Source organism: Streptomyces sp. NPDC031426 (genome assembly GCF_055581585.1).
Map to the genome: position 1 here is coordinate 516883 of NZ_JBVIJE010000001.1, position 14579 is coordinate 531461.

General features: G+C 70.5%; 14 protein-coding genes. 13 read left to right on the forward strand and 1 reads right to left on the reverse strand.

The window, feature by feature from the left end:
* Positions 1–21 precede the first annotated feature (21 nt).
* From ACZ5NH_RS02525 to ACZ5NH_RS02575, 11 genes are all read left to right on the forward strand, one after another.
* On the forward strand, positions 22–1587 hold the full coding sequence (locus ACZ5NH_RS02525) for a sugar ABC transporter ATP-binding protein (RefSeq protein WP_388635239.1): 1566 nt from the start codon (positions 22–24) through the stop codon (positions 1585–1587).
* Positions 1580–2620 carry an ABC transporter permease gene (locus ACZ5NH_RS02530; protein ID WP_451555781.1) on the forward strand — a complete coding sequence of 347 codons (1041 nt, stop codon included), beginning with the start codon at positions 1580–1582 and terminating at the stop codon, positions 2618–2620. Before ACZ5NH_RS02525 ends, ACZ5NH_RS02530 begins: the two co-directional genes overlap by 8 nt.
* Before the next feature lie 93 nt (positions 2621–2713).
* Positions 2714–4039, forward strand: a complete 1326-nt coding sequence (locus tag ACZ5NH_RS02535; protein WP_388635235.1) for an L-fuconate dehydratase — start codon at positions 2714–2716, stop codon at positions 4037–4039.
* Positions 4032–4934 carry an amidohydrolase family protein gene (locus ACZ5NH_RS02540; protein ID WP_468772570.1) on the forward strand — a complete coding sequence of 301 codons (903 nt, stop codon included), beginning with the start codon at positions 4032–4034 and terminating at the stop codon, positions 4932–4934. The genes ACZ5NH_RS02535 and ACZ5NH_RS02540 overlap by 8 nt, the downstream gene beginning before the upstream one ends.
* On the forward strand, positions 4925–5362 hold the full coding sequence (locus ACZ5NH_RS02545; RefSeq protein WP_468772572.1) for an RbsD/FucU domain-containing protein: 438 nt from the start codon (positions 4925–4927) through the stop codon (positions 5360–5362). The genes ACZ5NH_RS02540 and ACZ5NH_RS02545 overlap by 10 nt, the downstream gene beginning before the upstream one ends.
* The gene (locus ACZ5NH_RS02550) at positions 5359–6402 is read left to right on the forward strand and encodes a zinc-dependent alcohol dehydrogenase (RefSeq protein WP_468772573.1); all 1044 of its coding nucleotides are present in this window, start codon (positions 5359–5361) and stop codon (positions 6400–6402) included. Before ACZ5NH_RS02545 ends, ACZ5NH_RS02550 begins: the two co-directional genes overlap by 4 nt.
* Positions 6399–7160 carry an SDR family oxidoreductase gene (locus ACZ5NH_RS02555; protein ID WP_468772575.1) on the forward strand — a complete coding sequence of 254 codons (762 nt, stop codon included), beginning with the start codon at positions 6399–6401 and terminating at the stop codon, positions 7158–7160. The genes ACZ5NH_RS02550 and ACZ5NH_RS02555 overlap by 4 nt, the downstream gene beginning before the upstream one ends.
* Positions 7157–7789: a bifunctional 4-hydroxy-2-oxoglutarate aldolase/2-dehydro-3-deoxy-phosphogluconate aldolase gene (locus tag ACZ5NH_RS02560; RefSeq protein ID WP_468772577.1), complete on the forward strand. Its 633-nt coding sequence runs from the start codon at positions 7157–7159 to the stop codon at positions 7787–7789. The genes ACZ5NH_RS02555 and ACZ5NH_RS02560 overlap by 4 nt, the downstream gene beginning before the upstream one ends.
* The gene (locus ACZ5NH_RS02565) at positions 7786–8880 is read left to right on the forward strand and encodes a PfkB family carbohydrate kinase (protein ID WP_468772579.1); all 1095 of its coding nucleotides are present in this window, start codon (positions 7786–7788) and stop codon (positions 8878–8880) included. Before ACZ5NH_RS02560 ends, ACZ5NH_RS02565 begins: the two co-directional genes overlap by 4 nt.
* Before the next feature lie 61 nt (positions 8881–8941).
* On the forward strand, positions 8942–9955 hold the full coding sequence (locus tag ACZ5NH_RS02570; protein ID WP_468772581.1) for an aldo/keto reductase: 1014 nt from the start codon (positions 8942–8944) through the stop codon (positions 9953–9955).
* Positions 9946–10653, forward strand: coding sequence for a FadR/GntR family transcriptional regulator (locus ACZ5NH_RS02575; RefSeq protein ID WP_388635219.1), 708 nt, complete (start codon positions 9946–9948; stop codon positions 10651–10653). Before ACZ5NH_RS02570 ends, ACZ5NH_RS02575 begins: the two co-directional genes overlap by 10 nt.
* 453 nt (positions 10654–11106) lie before the next feature.
* Here the strand turns inward: ACZ5NH_RS02575 and ACZ5NH_RS02580 are convergent, their stop codons facing one another.
* On the reverse strand, positions 11107–11904 hold the full coding sequence (locus tag ACZ5NH_RS02580; RefSeq protein ID WP_468772583.1) for a FadR/GntR family transcriptional regulator: 798 nt from the start codon (positions 11902–11904) through the stop codon (positions 11107–11109).
* Between the two features lie 379 nt (positions 11905–12283).
* Here ACZ5NH_RS02580 and ACZ5NH_RS02585 point away from each other — a divergent pair, with 379 nt between their 5' ends.
* A complete protein-coding gene (locus ACZ5NH_RS02585; RefSeq protein ID WP_468772584.1) occupies positions 12284–13645 on the forward strand; it encodes an ABC transporter substrate-binding protein in 1362 nt (453 codons plus the stop codon).
* Positions 13642–14556, forward strand: coding sequence for a carbohydrate ABC transporter permease (locus tag ACZ5NH_RS02590; protein WP_388635213.1), 915 nt, complete (start codon positions 13642–13644; stop codon positions 14554–14556). Before ACZ5NH_RS02585 ends, ACZ5NH_RS02590 begins: the two co-directional genes overlap by 4 nt.
* Positions 14557–14579: the final 23 nt, after the last annotated feature.

A 14579-nucleotide genomic window follows, 5' to 3' on the forward strand; every position in this document is an offset into this window, starting at 1 on the left:
AACGACTACAAGGTGGTTGTGATGAGCGACGGGGAGCGAGCAGTCAGCCCCGCGCCCGCCCCGGCGGACGACGGACGGTCGCCGGTGGGCCCGCCCGTCGTCGAGGCGACGGGCATAGTCAAACGATTCGGTCCGACCGTGGCACTCAACGGCGCCCGGATCACCATCAGGCCCGGCGAGACCCACGCGCTCGTCGGCCGCAACGGGGCCGGCAAGTCGACGCTCGTGTCGGTCCTCACCGGCCTGCAGGCCCCCGACGAGGGAACGGTCACCTTCGGCGGCGGCCCCGCACCACGACTCGCGGACCGCGACGCCTGGCGACAGCGCGTGGCCTGCGTCTACCAGAAGTCGACGATCATCCCCACCCTGACCGTCGCAGAGAACCTCTTCCTGAACCGGCACGACCACGGCCGCAGCGGGCTCATCAGCTGGCAGGGTGTGCGCCGGCGGGCGCAGGAGCTGCTGTCGACGTGGTCGGTGGACGTCGACCCACAGACCTCGGCCGGCGATCTGACCGTGGAGCAGCGGCAGTTCGTGGAGATCGCCCGGGCGCTGTCCTTCGGAGCCCGGTTCATCATCCTCGACGAGCCGACCGCCCAGCTCGACGGCGCGGCCATCAACCGGCTCTTCGACCGCATTCGCGACCTGCAGCGCCAGGGTGTGACCTTCCTGTTCATCAGCCACCATCTCCAGGAGGTCTACGACATCTGCGACATGGTGACGGTGTTCCGCGACGCCCGGCACATCGTGACCGCGCCGGTCGTGGAGCTCCCCCGCACCGAGCTGGTCGCCGCGATGACCGGCGAGGCGGCGGCCGACCGGCTGCAGGTGCGGTCGAGCACCCTCGACCGCACCGCCACGCCCGCGCTGTCCGTGCAGGCGCTGGGCAGTGACGGCGCCTACGGTGATGTCACCTTCCAGGTGGGCGCAGGGGAGATCGTCGGACTCGCGGGTGCCGCCGGCAGCGGTCGCACCGAGGTCGCCGAGACGGTCGTAGGTCTGCGGGCGGCACAGGCGGGCGAGGTGGAGATCGCCGGGCGGCGGCCCCGGCCGGGCAGCGTGCCCGCCGCGCTCGCGGCGGGCGCCGGGTTCGTCCCGCAGGACCGGCACCACCAGGGCTTCGTGCCCGACATGTCGATCGCGGACAACGCCACGCTGTCCGTTCCTCGCAGGCTCGGCAAGAACGGCTTCCTCAGCCGTGACCGACGGGACCGGCTCGCCGGCGACATGATCGAGAGGCTGGCGATCAAGACGCCTGGACCGGAGCTGCCCGTCTCCGCGCTCTCGGGCGGCAACCAGCAGAAGGTCGTCATGGCCCGCGCCCTGGCGGACGACCCGCGCCTGCTGGTGCTGATCAATCCGACGGCGGGCGTGGACGTGCGCTCCAAGGAGTTCCTGCTCGGCAAGGTCGAGGAGACCGCGGAAACCGGCACCGGAGTGCTCATCGCCTCCGACGAACTCGACGACCTGCGCATGTGCGACCGGGTCCTGGTGATGTTCCAGGGCCGTGTGACCTCAGAGATGGCCCGCGGCTGGCACGACCACGAACTCGTGGCCGCGATGGAAGGAGTGGACCTCAATGCCTGAGACCGTCCTCGCGGACGCGGCAGCCAAGGCCGTGGAACCCAGGCACAAGCGCACCGCGCTGCTCGGTGGCCGAATCCCCCTGGCCCGCCTGCGCGACCTCGCACTCGTCCCCGCGATCGTCGTCATCGCGATCGTCGGCCAGATCGTCAACCCGGTCTTCCTGCAGGCGGACAACCTCATCAACGTCCTGCAGACCATGTCGGAGATGGCCCTGCTGGTCCTCGCCCAGACGATGATCCTGATCGTCAAGAAGATGGACCTGTCCCTGGAGTCCACCATGGGCCTCGCGCCCGGCGTCGCGGCCTGGCTGGTCGTTCCGGCGGGCGCCGGACACGGACTCGGCCTGCTCCCCGGCGCCTGGTCGATCCCCCTCACCCTCGCCGTGGGCGCGCTCGTCGGCGTGATCAACTCACTGCTGATCATCCGTTTCGGCCTCAACGGCTTCATCGTCACGCTCGGCATGCTGATCGTGCTGCGCGGCATTCTCACCGGCATCTCCGGCGGCCAGACCTTCTTCCAGCTGCCGCAGTCGATGCTCTACATCGGTACCACGGAGTGGTTCGGGATGCCGGCCTCCATCTGGATATGCCTGGCACTGTTCGCCGTCGCCATCGTCGTCCTGGGCTGGACCAGCTTCGGCCGCTCCCTGTACGCCATCGGCGGCAACGTCGACGCGGCGAAGGCAGCCGGCATCCGCACCGACCGGGTGCTGTGGATCGTCATCGTCACCGGCAGCGTGCTCGCCGCCCTCGCCGGACTGATGCTGTCAGGCCGGCTGGCCTCGGTCGCCTCCGCACAGGGCAACGGCTACATCTTCACCGTCTTCGCCGCCGCCGTCATCGGCGGAATCAGCCTCAACGGCGGCAAGGGCACCATGTTCGGCGCGTTCTGCGGCATCCTGCTGCTCTTCATGATCCAGAACGTGCTCACGCTGGCGGGCGTCCCCGCTCAGTGGATCGGCGCTCTGAACGGACTGATCATCCTGGTCGCCCTCGCCATCTCCCGCATCACCGGCGGCAAGGTCCAGGAGTGACCCGGGCGGCCCCACCGGCCGCCCGACCTCCGCCGCATTCACGTCTCGTCGCACGGGGACCAATTCCCCTTGCCCCTCACAGGAGTTGCCGCCATGTCCTCCACCGTGCCCCCATCCGCCCGCATCACCGCCCTGGATGTCCTGGATGTGCGATTCCCCACCTCCGAACACCTCGACGGCTCGGACGCCATGAACCCCGAGCCCGACTACTCCGCCGCCTACGTGGTCCTGCGCACCGACGCCGGCGACGGACTGGAGGGCCACGCCCTGGCCTTCACCACCGGACGCGGCAACGACGTGCAGGCCGCCGCCATCGCGGCGCTCGCCCCGCACGTGGTCGGCCTGTCGGTGGAGGAGGTCTGCGCCGACCTCGGCGCGTTCTCCCGCTCCCTCGTGCACGATCCCCAACTGCGCTGGCTGGGGCCGGAGAAGGGCGCCATCCACATGGCCACCGGCGCGGTGGTCAACGCCGCCTGGGACCTGGCCGCCAAGCGCGCGGGCAAGCCCGTATGGCGCTACCTCAGCGACATGTCGCCCGAGGAACTGGTCGCCCAGGTCGACTTCCGCTGGCTCAGCGACGCCCTCACCCCCGAGGAGGCGCTGGACATCCTGCGCCGTGCCGAACCGGGTCGCGAGCGCCGCATCGGCCGTCTCATCGACCAGGGCTACCCCGCCTACACGACCACCCCCGGCTGGCTCGGCTACTCCGACGAGAAGCTGGCCCGCCTCGCCCGCGAGGCCGTCGCCGACGGCTTCACCCAGATCAAGCTGAAGGTCGGCGCCTCCCTGGAGGACGACGTTCGGCGCATGCGCGTCGCCCGCGAGACGGTCGGCCCGGACATCCGCATCGCCGTCGACGCCAACCAGCGCTGGGACGTCCAGCCCGCCATCGACTGGATGCGCGCCCTGGCGCCGTACGAGCCGTACTGGATCGAGGAGCCGACCTCCCCCGACGACGTCCTCGGCCACGCGGCCGTCCGCCGGGCGCTCGGCCCCATCAAGGTCGCCACCGGTGAGCACATCGCCAACCGGGTCGTCTTCAAGCAGCTGCTGCAGGCAGGCGCGGTGGACATCGTGCAGATCGACTCGGCCCGGGTCGGCGGCGTGAACGAGAACATCGCGATCCTGCTGCTCGCCGCGAAGTTCGGGGTGCCGGTCTGTCCGCACGCCGGCGGTGTGGGTCTGTGCGAGATGGTGCAGCACCTGTCGATGTTCGACTACATCGCCGTGTCCGGCACCACCGACGACCGGGTCATCGAGTACGTCGACCACCTGCACGAGCACTTCGTCGACCCCGTCCGCATCGTCGACGGTCACTATCTCGCGCCGACCCTGCCCGGACTGAGCGCGCAGATGCACCCGGACTCGCTCAAGGAGTACGCATACCCCGACGGCCCCGTCTGGAGCGCTCGTGCCTGACACCCAGGTACTCGTCGACGCCCACCACCACGTGTGGGACCTGGACCTCCGGCCGCAACCCTGGCTGGACGAACCAGGGCACGAGCCCATCCGCCGTACCTTCGGCACCGACGACCTGCGCACAGCCGCGACCGCGACCCTGGCAGGACGGCGGCTGGAGTGCACGGTGCTCGTCCAGTGCGTCGCCTCGGTCGACGAGACGCGTGAGTTCCTCGCCCTCGCCGACGGCGACCCGCTCATCGGCGCGGTCGTGGGCTGGGCGGACCTCACGTCCCCCGCGATCGGCGACGTACTGGACGCGCTGTGCGCCGGGCACGGCGGTACGTATCTGAGAGCCGTACGTCACCTCGTCCAGGGGGAGTCCGATCCCAACTGGCTGCAACAGCCCTCAGTGGAGCGGGGATTGCGGGCGGTGGGTGAACGCGGCCTGGGGTACGACCTGCTCCTCCGCAGCCATCAGTTCCCCCAGGCGATCCGCCTGGCAGAACGCCTGCCCGAACTTCCCCTGGTCCTCGACCACGCCGGCAAACCACCCATCGCCCGGCACGACCTGGACGACTGGGAGCGGGGCGTGCGCCGGCTCGCCACGCATCCCCAGGTGCGCTGCAAGGTCTCCGGCCTGGTCACCGAGGCCGACCACGCGAAGTGGACCATCGACGACATCCGGCCGGTGTGGGAGGTCCTGCTGGCGGCCTTCGGCCCCGACCGGCTGATGTTCGGCTCCGACTGGCCGGTCTGCGTCCTCGCCGGCGGCTGGAACCGGTGGGCCGCCACCGTGGAGGAACTCCTGGCGGGCTGTTCCGCCGCCGAGACCGAGGCGGTCCTCGCCGGCACGGCCACCACGTTCTACCGCCTCGACGCCGCTGAAAGGAAGAGACGGACTCCATGCTCCTGACCGAACTCCTGCACCCGGGGATCCTCGAAGCCCTGGCGGGCGCCGGACATGGAGCCCGGGTGCTGCTCGCCGACGGCCACTATCCGGCGAGTACGGCCACCGGTCCGCGAACCAGGACCGTCCATCTCAACCTGGCGCCGGGTCTGCTGGATGTCACCACCGTGCTCGACGTCCTGCTGCGCGCCCTGCCCGTCGAGTCAGCGCATGTGATGGTGCCGCCCGAGGGCGAGCCGGAGCCGCCGGCCATCACGGAGTACCGCTCGATGCTGGCGCCCGTCCCGGTCGAGACGCTCGGCCGCTTCGAGTTCTACGACGCCGCCCGCTCACCCGACCTGACCCTCGCCGTCGTCACCGCCGACATCCGCACCTATGCCAACCTGCTGCTCACCATCGGCGTCCGCGCTGAAGGGACCCTGAGAACACCATGACACTCGCCGTCCGCTACCTGGCCGCCCGCACCCTGGACACCGCGCCCGCCGAGAACCCGCCCCCCGGCCCCGGCCAGGTGGAGATCGCCCCCGCCTACGTCGGTATCTGCGGCACCGACCTGCACATCTTCCACGGCGACATGGACGCCCGGGTGGCCGTGCCCGCCGTCCTCGGCCACGAGATGTCCGGCCGGATCGTACGGGTCGGCCCCGGCGTGGAGGGCTGGTCGCCCGGGGACGCGGTCACCGTGATGCCGCTGCGCTGGGACGACACCTGTCCGGCCTGCCAGGCGGGGCATCGGCACATCTGCCAGCACCTGGACTTCATCGGCATCGACTCCCCGGGCGCGATGCAGCAGCGCTGGTCCGTGCCCGCCACCACCCTCATCCGGCTGCCCCGCTCCCTCCCTCTGGACCACGCCGCCCTCGTGGAGCCCACCGCGGTCGCGGTGCACGACGTCGGTCGGGCCCAGGTCCGCGACGGAGAGAAGGCCGTCGTGGTCGGCGGCGGCCCCGTCGGCGTCCTCATCGCCCTGGTCGCCCGGGCAGCCGGAGCCGACGTCCGGGTGGTCGAGCCGAGCCCTCACCGGCGGCGGCTCGCCGAGGAGCTGGGGCTGGCCACCTGGGATCCGGGTGCCGACGACGTGCCCGAGCTGGTCCGGCAGTGGACCGGCGACGCAGGCGCGGACGTCGCCTTCGAAGTCTCCGGCGCACAGGGCGGAGTGGACACCGCCGTCGAGGTTCTCCGCGTGCGCGGCCGGTTGTGCCTGGTGGCCATCCACGCCCGCCCGCGCGAGGTGAACCTGCACCGCTTCTTCTGGCGTGAACTCACGCTCGTGGGCGCCCGGTTGTACGACCGTTCCGACTTCGAGCGGGCGGTCGCCGTGGTCGCCGACGGCACCATCCCGGCCGATCGGCTGATCAGCAAGGTCGTCCCCCTCACCCAGGCGCCGGCCGCCTTCGAGGCCCTGGAGGGCGGCGGTGACGTGATGAAGATCCTCGTGGACTGCACCGACGACGCTCAGGGAGCCGCCGTATGACCGCGTTCGACCTCACCGGGAAGCTCGCCGTCGTCACGGGAGCCCGGCGCGGCATCGGCCGCGCCATGGCCCGCGCGCTCGCCGAGGCCGGCGCGGACGTCATCGGCGTCAGCGCCTCACTGGAGGAGTCCGGCAGCGCGGTGGAGAAGGACGTTCTCGCCGCGGGCCGTACCTTCGAGGCCATCCGCACCGACTTCGCCAATCCGGACGCCGTACGGGCGCTGGGCGCGGACCTCGCCGGGCGTGAGCGCCCGGTGGACATCCTGGTCAACAACGCGGGCACGATCCGCCGCGCCCCGGCCGCCGAACACAGCGATGACAACTGGGAGTTGGTCCTCCAGGTCAACCTCAACGCCCAGTTCGCCCTGTCCCGCGCGGTGGGTGCGGCCATGGTGGCGCGCGGCCACGGGAAGATCATCTTTACGGCGTCGCTGCTCAGCTTCCAGGGCGGCATCACCGTTCCGGGCTACACCGCCGCCAAGCACGGCATCGCCGGCCTGACCAAGGCCCTGGCCAACGAGTGGGCCCCGCACGGCGTCAACGTCAACGCCATCGCGCCCGGCTACATCGCCACCGACAACACCCAAGCCCTCCAGGACGACCCCGTCCGCAGCAAGGCGATCCTTGACCGCATCCCCGCCGCGCGCTGGGGCAGCGCCGACGACCTCGCGGGCGCCACGGTGTTCCTCGCCTCGGACGCCGCCGCCTACGTGCACGGCACCGTCCTGCCCGTCGACGGCGGGTGGCTCGGCCGATGAGTGGCACCGACCTGGCCTCCGTACTGGCCGGCGCCCGCGTCATGCCAGTGCTGACCGTGGCCTCCGCCGCGACCGCCGGCCCGCTGGCCGACGCGCTCGCGGCGGGCGGCGCACGGTGCGCCGAGGTCACCTTCCGCACCCCCGATGCCGAGCAGGTGCTCAAGACGATGGCCGCCCACGGCGGGCTGACCGTCGGCGCCGGTACGGTCCTCACGTCCGAGCAGGTGGACCTGGCCGTGGCGGCCGGGGCCCGCTTCGTCGTCTCTCCCGGCTTCGACGAGGCAGTCGTCGCCAGGTGCGGCGGTCTGGGGGTGCCCGTGGTGCCCGGCATCGCCTCCGCCACCGAGCTGATGCGCGCGCTGCGGGCCGGCCTCGACACCGTCAAGCTCTTCCCCGCCGAGCCGCTCGGCGGCATCCCGATGCTGCGAGCCCTGGCGGCGCCCTTCCCGCAGGCCCGATTCGTGCCGACGGGCGGCATCGACGCCTACCGCATGACCGCCTACCTCGCCGACCCGGCGGTCCTCGCCGTCGGCGGCAGCTGGATGGCCACCGCCGCCCATCTGGAACGGGGCGAGTACGAGGAGATCCGCCGGCTGACCGCCGAGGCCGTACAGAGGAGCGCGACGTGACCGACGTGGTGGCCCTCGGCGAGGTGATGCTCCGCTTCGACCCGGGCGAGGGCAGGATCCGCACCGCCCGCACCTTCCAGGTCTGGGAAGGCGGCGGCGAGTACAACGTCGTGCGGGGACTGCGCCGCTGCTTCGGGCTGCGCACGGCCGTCGTGACCGCCCTGGTCGACAACGCGGTGGGGAGGCTTGCCGAGGACCTGATCCTCCAGGGCGGAGTCGAGACCTCCCTGATCCGCTGGGTGTCCGACGACGGTATCGGCCGCGCCGCCCGCAACGGGCTGAACTTCGTGGAGCGGGGCTTCGGCATCCGGGGCGCACTGGGCGTCAGCGACCGCGCGGGCACAGCCGTCTCGCAGCTGCGCAAAGGGGATGTCGACTGGGACGCGGTCTTCTCGTCGGGACCCCGCTGGTTCCACACCGGCGGCATCTTCGCCGGTCTGTCGGACACCACTGCGGACGTCGCGGACGAGGCCATGGCGGCCGCGCGGCGGCACTGGGTGACGGTCTCCTACGACCCCAACTACCGCCCAAGTCTCTGGGCCGGCCGGGGCGGCGCCGACGCCGCCCGCGAGGTCGACCTGCGGCTCGCCCGGCACGCCGATGTCGTCGTGGGTGCCCTGGGCCTGGCCGAACCGCACTCAGGGGCGCCGCGGGTCGAGGAGGACGAGGTGCAGGACGCACTCGCAGAGGTCGCGGGACACCTGCCCCAGGCTGAGGTGCTGGCGACGACCCTGCGCACGGTGCCCTCGGCCGGGGTGAACGACTGGTCCTCGGCCGCCTGGTCGGCCCGGACCGGCTGCGTGCGTGGCCCCGACATGCCCGGCCTGCATGTCCTGGACCGCATCGGCTCCGGCGACGCGTTCGCAGCCGGACTGATCTACGGACTGCTGACGGGCGACGGCGAGGAGGGCGGCTCGGCGGCTCGCGCCAGGCCCGCGGCGAACCTCGACGCCGCCGGCCTGCAGCGCGCCCTGGCCTACGGCACCGTCCACGGCGCACTGGCCATGACCACGCCCGGTGACGTCTCCATGGCCTCACTCACCGAGGTCGAGGCGCTCATGGCAGGTGGCTCGGCCGCCGTCAGACGATGACAGGCCCTCGGCCGCCGTACCGAACCGCACCAGCAGGGGAGCACAGGTGACACATCGGACCATGGGACACCGGAAGATCACGAACACCCCCGTCGAGCTCACGGAACTCGGCTTCGGGGCCTCCGTGATCGGCAATCTCTACCGTGTCACCCCTCCTCACGACGCGCAGGCCGCGATCGAGGCGGCCTGGGAGGCCGGCATCCGGTACTTCGACACGGCACCGCACTACGGGCTCGGTCTCTCCGAGCGACGCCTGGGAGCCGCCCTGCGGGACCGTCCACGCGACGCGTACGCCGTCTCCTCCAAGGTCGGCCGCCTGCTCGTTCCCAACGAGCAGCCGCGCGGCATCGACACCGAGGGCTTCGTGGTGCCGGACGACCTGCGCAGGCAGTGGGACTTCAGCCGTGACGGAGTGCTCCGCTCCATCGAGGCGACCTTGGAACGCACCGGCCTGGACCGCCTGGACGTCGTCTATCTGCACGACCCCGACGACCACTGGAGACAGGCCGCAGAGGAGGCCATGCCTGCCCTCGCCGACCTCCGCGACCAGGGGGTGATCGGCGCGATCGGCGCCGGTATGAACCAGTCGGCCATGCTGGCCCGCTTCCTGCGCGAGACCGCAGCCGACCTGGTCATGCTGGCCGGGCGCTACACGCTCCTCGACCAGTCGGCTCTGGACGATGTCCTGCCCGCCGCGCGGGATCTCGGCAAGAGCGTCGTGGCGGTGGGCGTGTTCAACTCGGGGCTGCTCTCCAGCGACCGCCCTGCCGAGGGCATGAAGTACGACTACCAGGACGCCCCGCCTGCCCTGGTAGCCCGCGCTCGGGCGATCGCCGACGTCTGCGCGGCGCACGGCACGACCCTGCCCGCCGCCGCGATCGCCTTCCCGCGCACCCATCCCAGTATCATCAACATCACCCTCGGTATGCGGAATGCGGAGCAGGTTGCCCGAAACGTGGAACTCCACGATCTGCGGACCCCTGAAGATCTCTGGGATGATCTCCGTCGCCGAGGACTGATCAGGTCGGACGTGCCCACGGCGAACGATCCCGGAAGGAGTTCGCAGTGTCTCTGACGGACAAGGCCATAGCGCAGATCCGCGAGCTGATCCGCACGGGTGCGCTGCCTCCGGGCTCCAAGCTGCCGCCGGAGCCGGATCTGGCAGCTCAGCTGGGTCTGTCCCGCAACCTGGCCCGTGAGGCGGTCAAGGCGCTGGCCGTCGCGCGGGTTCTGGAGGTCCGGCGGGGTGACGGCACGTACGTGACCAGTCTGCAGCCGAGCCTGCTCCTGGAAGGGCTCGGCGGAGCGGTGGAACTGCTGCAGGGCGACTCCGCCGCGCTGCAGGACCTCATGGAGGTGCGGCGTCTCCTCGAACCGGTCGCCACCGCCCTGGCCGCCACCCGGATCTCCGACGAGCAGCTTGCCGAGGTCGAGCGGCACCTGGACGCCATGCGCGAGGCCCGCGACGACGTCGAGCAGCTCAACATCCACGACGCCGCCTTCCACCGCGCCGTCATCACGGCCACGGGCAACGAGACCCTGCTCACCCTCCTCGAGGGCATCTCCGGCCGCACTCTGCGCGCCCGTATCTGGCGCGGCCTGGTCGACACCCAGGCCGCGGGCCGGACACTCGCCGAGCACGAGGCGATCTTCCATGCCCTGTCCACCCGTGACGCCTCCCTCAGTCAGGCCGCCGCACTGCTGCACGTGAACAACACCGAACAGTGGCTCAGAGAACACCTGCGCTCCGGTCAGGCTCCTCCCCTTCGGTAGACGTCGACAGCTTCACCTGCCCAGGCGCGGTGCCCTTGCGCAGTTGGACGCGGATGTCCGGTGCAGGAGGGAGTGTCGTCGGGCGGTCCAGGGCATTGCCGCTCTGCGTCCAGGTCGCCGGGGGCGGCGACGGTGGTGCCTGGCAGGGCTGAGGGCCGGCCCTGTGTATCCGGCTCGGCCTGGTGGAACCGGGTCGGATCGGGGCCGGTGCTGTGGCGGTCGATCACCGCGACGGCTCGGTCGGGGAGTGACGTCCCCCGCCTCTTCCGCCCCCGCCCGTTCCCGACGGCGCGCCGCCGCATCGGAACGGCAGCCGCGTCCGCGAGCGCTGCTGAGGGTGCGTCTCCGGGCCGGACCTTCGTGCTCGCGAGGCGTACGCGGCCATCGGCTTCTCGGCCGGGGGACGCATTGGCGTTCAGGATCCAGCCGGTCAGGTGGGAACCGAACAGGACGCTATCCGAAAAGGCGCCGCTGAATCTCCCGCCGGTAGTCCTCGAGTGTCCTGTCGAGATGTGCCGCCGTAGCCTCGGCCGCCTCCTCGGGCCGGCCGTCGCGAATGGCGCGGTAGATCACCTCGTGCTCCACGACCGCGGACTCGGTGCCATCGCCGAACATGTCATGGATCCCGATCGCGCTGGACTGCCGCTGCAGGCGTCGCGCGTCCCGCACGGCGCTGACGAGGAAGGCGTTGTGCGAGGCCGCAGCCACGGCCTCGTGGAAGTCGTCGTCCGCCTGATTGAACTCGTCGACCTGACCGTGGACGAATCCGTGCCGGCACTGCTGCACGGCCACCTCGATGTTCCGCAGCTCGGCGGGCGTGGCACGGGTGGCGGCCAGGCTGCTCGCGGCCATCTCCTGAACCCTGCGGAACTCGAACAGCATAAGTACATGATCGAGGTCGACGGGCCGGAAGAAGCCGCCCCAGCGGCTGGTGATGAGCATGCCCTCGTCGTCGGCGACGAACAGTCCGCGCCCCTTGTGCGCCCGGACCCGGCCGAGCGCCGAAAGGATCTTGACGGCCTCCCGCACCACGGCCCTGCTGGTGTTCAGCCTCTGAGCCAGATCGTTCTCCGTGGGCAGCCGATCGCCTGCCGCCAGACGGGCCTCGGCGATGAACTCGAGGATCCGCTCCGCCACGACTTCGTATCCGGGGCGGTAGTCACGCCGCTCGGCCGAGCCGTTCACCGCTGCTGCCGCGGCGGGAGAGGCCTGCGCCGACAGGGCGGCTTCGGTCGCGGGCGTGTCGTTCATCTGTCCTGCCTTCGGGATGACTGCTACGAGGGCGGTTGATCGCTGTGGAGCCGCGCTCATTCTACCCCCCGCTCGATAATGAGTAGTACTCATTGCTTGTAGATCCACTTCGCAGGGTTTTAGTCGCGATAGGCACAATAGAGGATGTGTCGGGCATTCTCCCTGATGGATCCCGAGTATCGGTCGTCGATCAGAAGGAAGAACACGGCACACACCCTTGACGGATCTCTCGATAAGGCGCCTAATTTCTTCCGCGACGGCAAGTGGGCCCGGCCGTCCACGGTCCCCCCGACGCCGACTGGTACGGCCTGGCGTCGCCTCATCCTCGCGCCGCCTGCCCATCTGCTCGGGGCGCCCTGTGAAACCAGTGGAGTCGCACATGACCGTCAACAAGCCTTCGTCCGGCCAGGAGAGAGTGTCCAGCAAGAGGCGCGCGGCGTTGCTGGTCGGCTGTGCGGCCACCGCGGCGCTTGCTCTGACTGCTTGCGGCGCCGGCGCCACGGGTACGACGACCAAGGACGGCTTCGCTCAGGTACCGCAGAAGGACGGTGCGTTGACGGTCTGGGTGGACGCGACCCGTGTGGCGGCCGCGAAGCTGTACCAGCAGCAGCATCCGGGCGTGAAGCTGGACATCGTCACCTACGACGGCGACGCCAACGGCTCCAACTACCTCCAGACCAAGGTCCAGCTCTTCAACCGCACCGGCAAGGGCTGGCCGGACGTCGTCTTCAGCTCCCAGAACAACGAGGCCTCCTGGGCGGTCGACGCGGGCTTCGCCGCGCCGCTCGACAAGGGCCTGATCCCCTCCGCGACCCTGGCCGATTTCGCCGACGGCGCCAACGACGTCTGCACCGTCGACGGCACCGTCTACTGCTTGCGCAACGACCTCTCCCAGGCAGTGCTCTGGTACAACGCGCCGCTGCTGAAGAAGTTCGGCTACACGGTTCCCACGACATGGGAGGAGTACCAGCAGCTCGGCGAGAAGGTGGCCAAGGAGCACCCCGGCTACCTGGTGGGCGACGCGGGCGACGCCTTCACCCCCGAGATCTACCTGTGGGCGGGCAAGTGCGGCGCCAACCACATCACCGGCCCCAAGTCCGTCTCGGTGAACACCACCAGCGAGGCCTGCACCAAGATGGCCAAGCTCATGGACGTGCTGATCAAGAACAAGTCCCTGTCCATCAGCGGGGTCTTCAGCACCGACTTCGGCAAGAACGAGGCCGACAAGGTCCTGCTCATGCCGGGTCCGGCCTGGTACGGCGGAGCGCTGTTCGAGGGCACCTTCAAGACGCCGGCCAAGCAGATCGCGGCGGCTCCCATCCCGCAGTGGAAGGGGGAGACCTCGCCGTCCACCGGCAACGTCGGCGGCGGCACCTGGCTGCTGTCCCAGCACTCCGCGCACATCAAGGCCGCCACCGACTTCCTGAAGTGGGTCACCACAGACAACGCCTACCAGGGCCAGAAGGCCCCGGGCTTCCCCGCGTACGCGCCGGCGGCCGAGGCGTGGCTGAAGGGACAGGACGCCTCCGGCTATTTCAACGGTGACCTGAGCGCCCTCAAGGCCGCCTCCTCCCAGGTCTGGCCGGGCTGGGGCTCGGGCCAGTTCAGCCAGGAGGCGATCTGGGCCGCCACCGTCAAGCCCGGCCTGACCCAGGGCAGGACCGTCGTCTCGATGCTGCCGGCCTGGCAGGACTCCATCGTCAAGTACGCCAAGTCCAACGGATACAAGGTCTCCCAGTGACCCTCACCCATTCCCCGGCAGGCTCTGCCACCCGGCGCCGTCGCGGCGCCGCCCGGCAGAGCCGGGCCGGTATGGCCTTCGTCGCCGCCTACGTGCTCCTGCTGGTCGCCTTCGGCGTCCTTCCGACCGCCTACGCGGTCTACTTCTCCTTCACCGACGCCGGGGGCACGGTCACCGGCTTCGCCAACTTCGTCACCACGGCGCAGGACTTCCGCTTTCTGGACGCCGTGAGCCATGTCGCCGTCTACCTCGCCTTCTGGCTCCTGTCCCTGATGGTGTTCGTGGTGGCCCTGGCGCTGCTGCTGCACCGCCTGGCCTCGGGTTCCGCCGGCAAGGCGCTGCGCTTCCTCTACTACATCCCCGGAGCGCTCGCCGGCGCCGCGAGTGTGCTGGTGTGGCTGTTCATGCTCGACCCGACCGTCAGCCCGGTCAGCTCCCTGCTGGGCGCGCTGGGGTTCCACACCTTCGGCGAGGTGATCGCGCCCGGCAACCTGCCCCTGCTGTTCACGATCATCGCGTTCTGGACCGGCGCGGGCGGCTGGATCGTCGTCATGTACGGCGCGCTCAACAACATCCCCACGGACGTGACGGAAGCCGCGCGCATCGATGGCGCGGGCGCCTGGCAGACCGCCTGGCACGTGCAGATCCCGATGCTCCGCAAGTGGATCGTGTACATGCTGATCCTGGCATTCGCGGGCGGCGCCCAGCTCTTCGTCGAGCCGCAGTTGCTCTCCCTCGCCAGCGTGGGCGTGGCCGGACGCGACTACTCGCTCAACCAGCTGACGTACGACTTCGCCTTCCAGATGAACAACATCAACGGCGCCGCCGCGGTCTCGGTGGAACTCCTGGTCGTCAGTGTGTCGGCCGCCGCCGTCTTCGTCGCACGGTCGGGGTTCTTCGATGCCGACTAGAACCTCTGGCCGCCGAGTCACCG

Excerpts from the sequence above, each read along its gene's own strand:
- ACZ5NH_RS02530 (WP_451555781.1), top strand. The coding sequence starts at position 1,580 with ATGCCTGAGACCGTCCTCGCGGACGCGGCAGCCAAGGCCGTGGAACCC.
- ACZ5NH_RS02585 (WP_468772584.1), top strand. The coding sequence starts at position 12,284 with ATGACCGTCAACAAGCCTTCGTCCGGCCAGGAGAGAGTGTCCAGCAAG.
- ACZ5NH_RS02580 (WP_468772583.1), bottom strand. The coding sequence starts at position 11,904 with ATGAACGACACGCCCGCGACCGAAGCCGCCCTGTCGGCGCAGGCCTCT.
- ACZ5NH_RS02555 (WP_468772575.1), top strand. The coding sequence starts at position 6,399 with ATGACCGCGTTCGACCTCACCGGGAAGCTCGCCGTCGTCACGGGAGCC.
- ACZ5NH_RS02535 (WP_388635235.1), top strand. The coding sequence starts at position 2,714 with ATGTCCTCCACCGTGCCCCCATCCGCCCGCATCACCGCCCTGGATGTC.
- ACZ5NH_RS02525 (WP_388635239.1), top strand. The coding sequence starts at position 22 with ATGAGCGACGGGGAGCGAGCAGTCAGCCCCGCGCCCGCCCCGGCGGAC.
- ACZ5NH_RS02560 (WP_468772577.1), top strand. The coding sequence starts at position 7,157 with ATGAGTGGCACCGACCTGGCCTCCGTACTGGCCGGCGCCCGCGTCATG.
- ACZ5NH_RS02550 (WP_468772573.1), top strand. The coding sequence starts at position 5,359 with ATGACACTCGCCGTCCGCTACCTGGCCGCCCGCACCCTGGACACCGCG.
- ACZ5NH_RS02545 (WP_468772572.1), top strand. The coding sequence starts at position 4,925 with ATGCTCCTGACCGAACTCCTGCACCCGGGGATCCTCGAAGCCCTGGCG.
- ACZ5NH_RS02570 (WP_468772581.1), top strand. The coding sequence starts at position 8,942 with ATGGGACACCGGAAGATCACGAACACCCCCGTCGAGCTCACGGAACTC.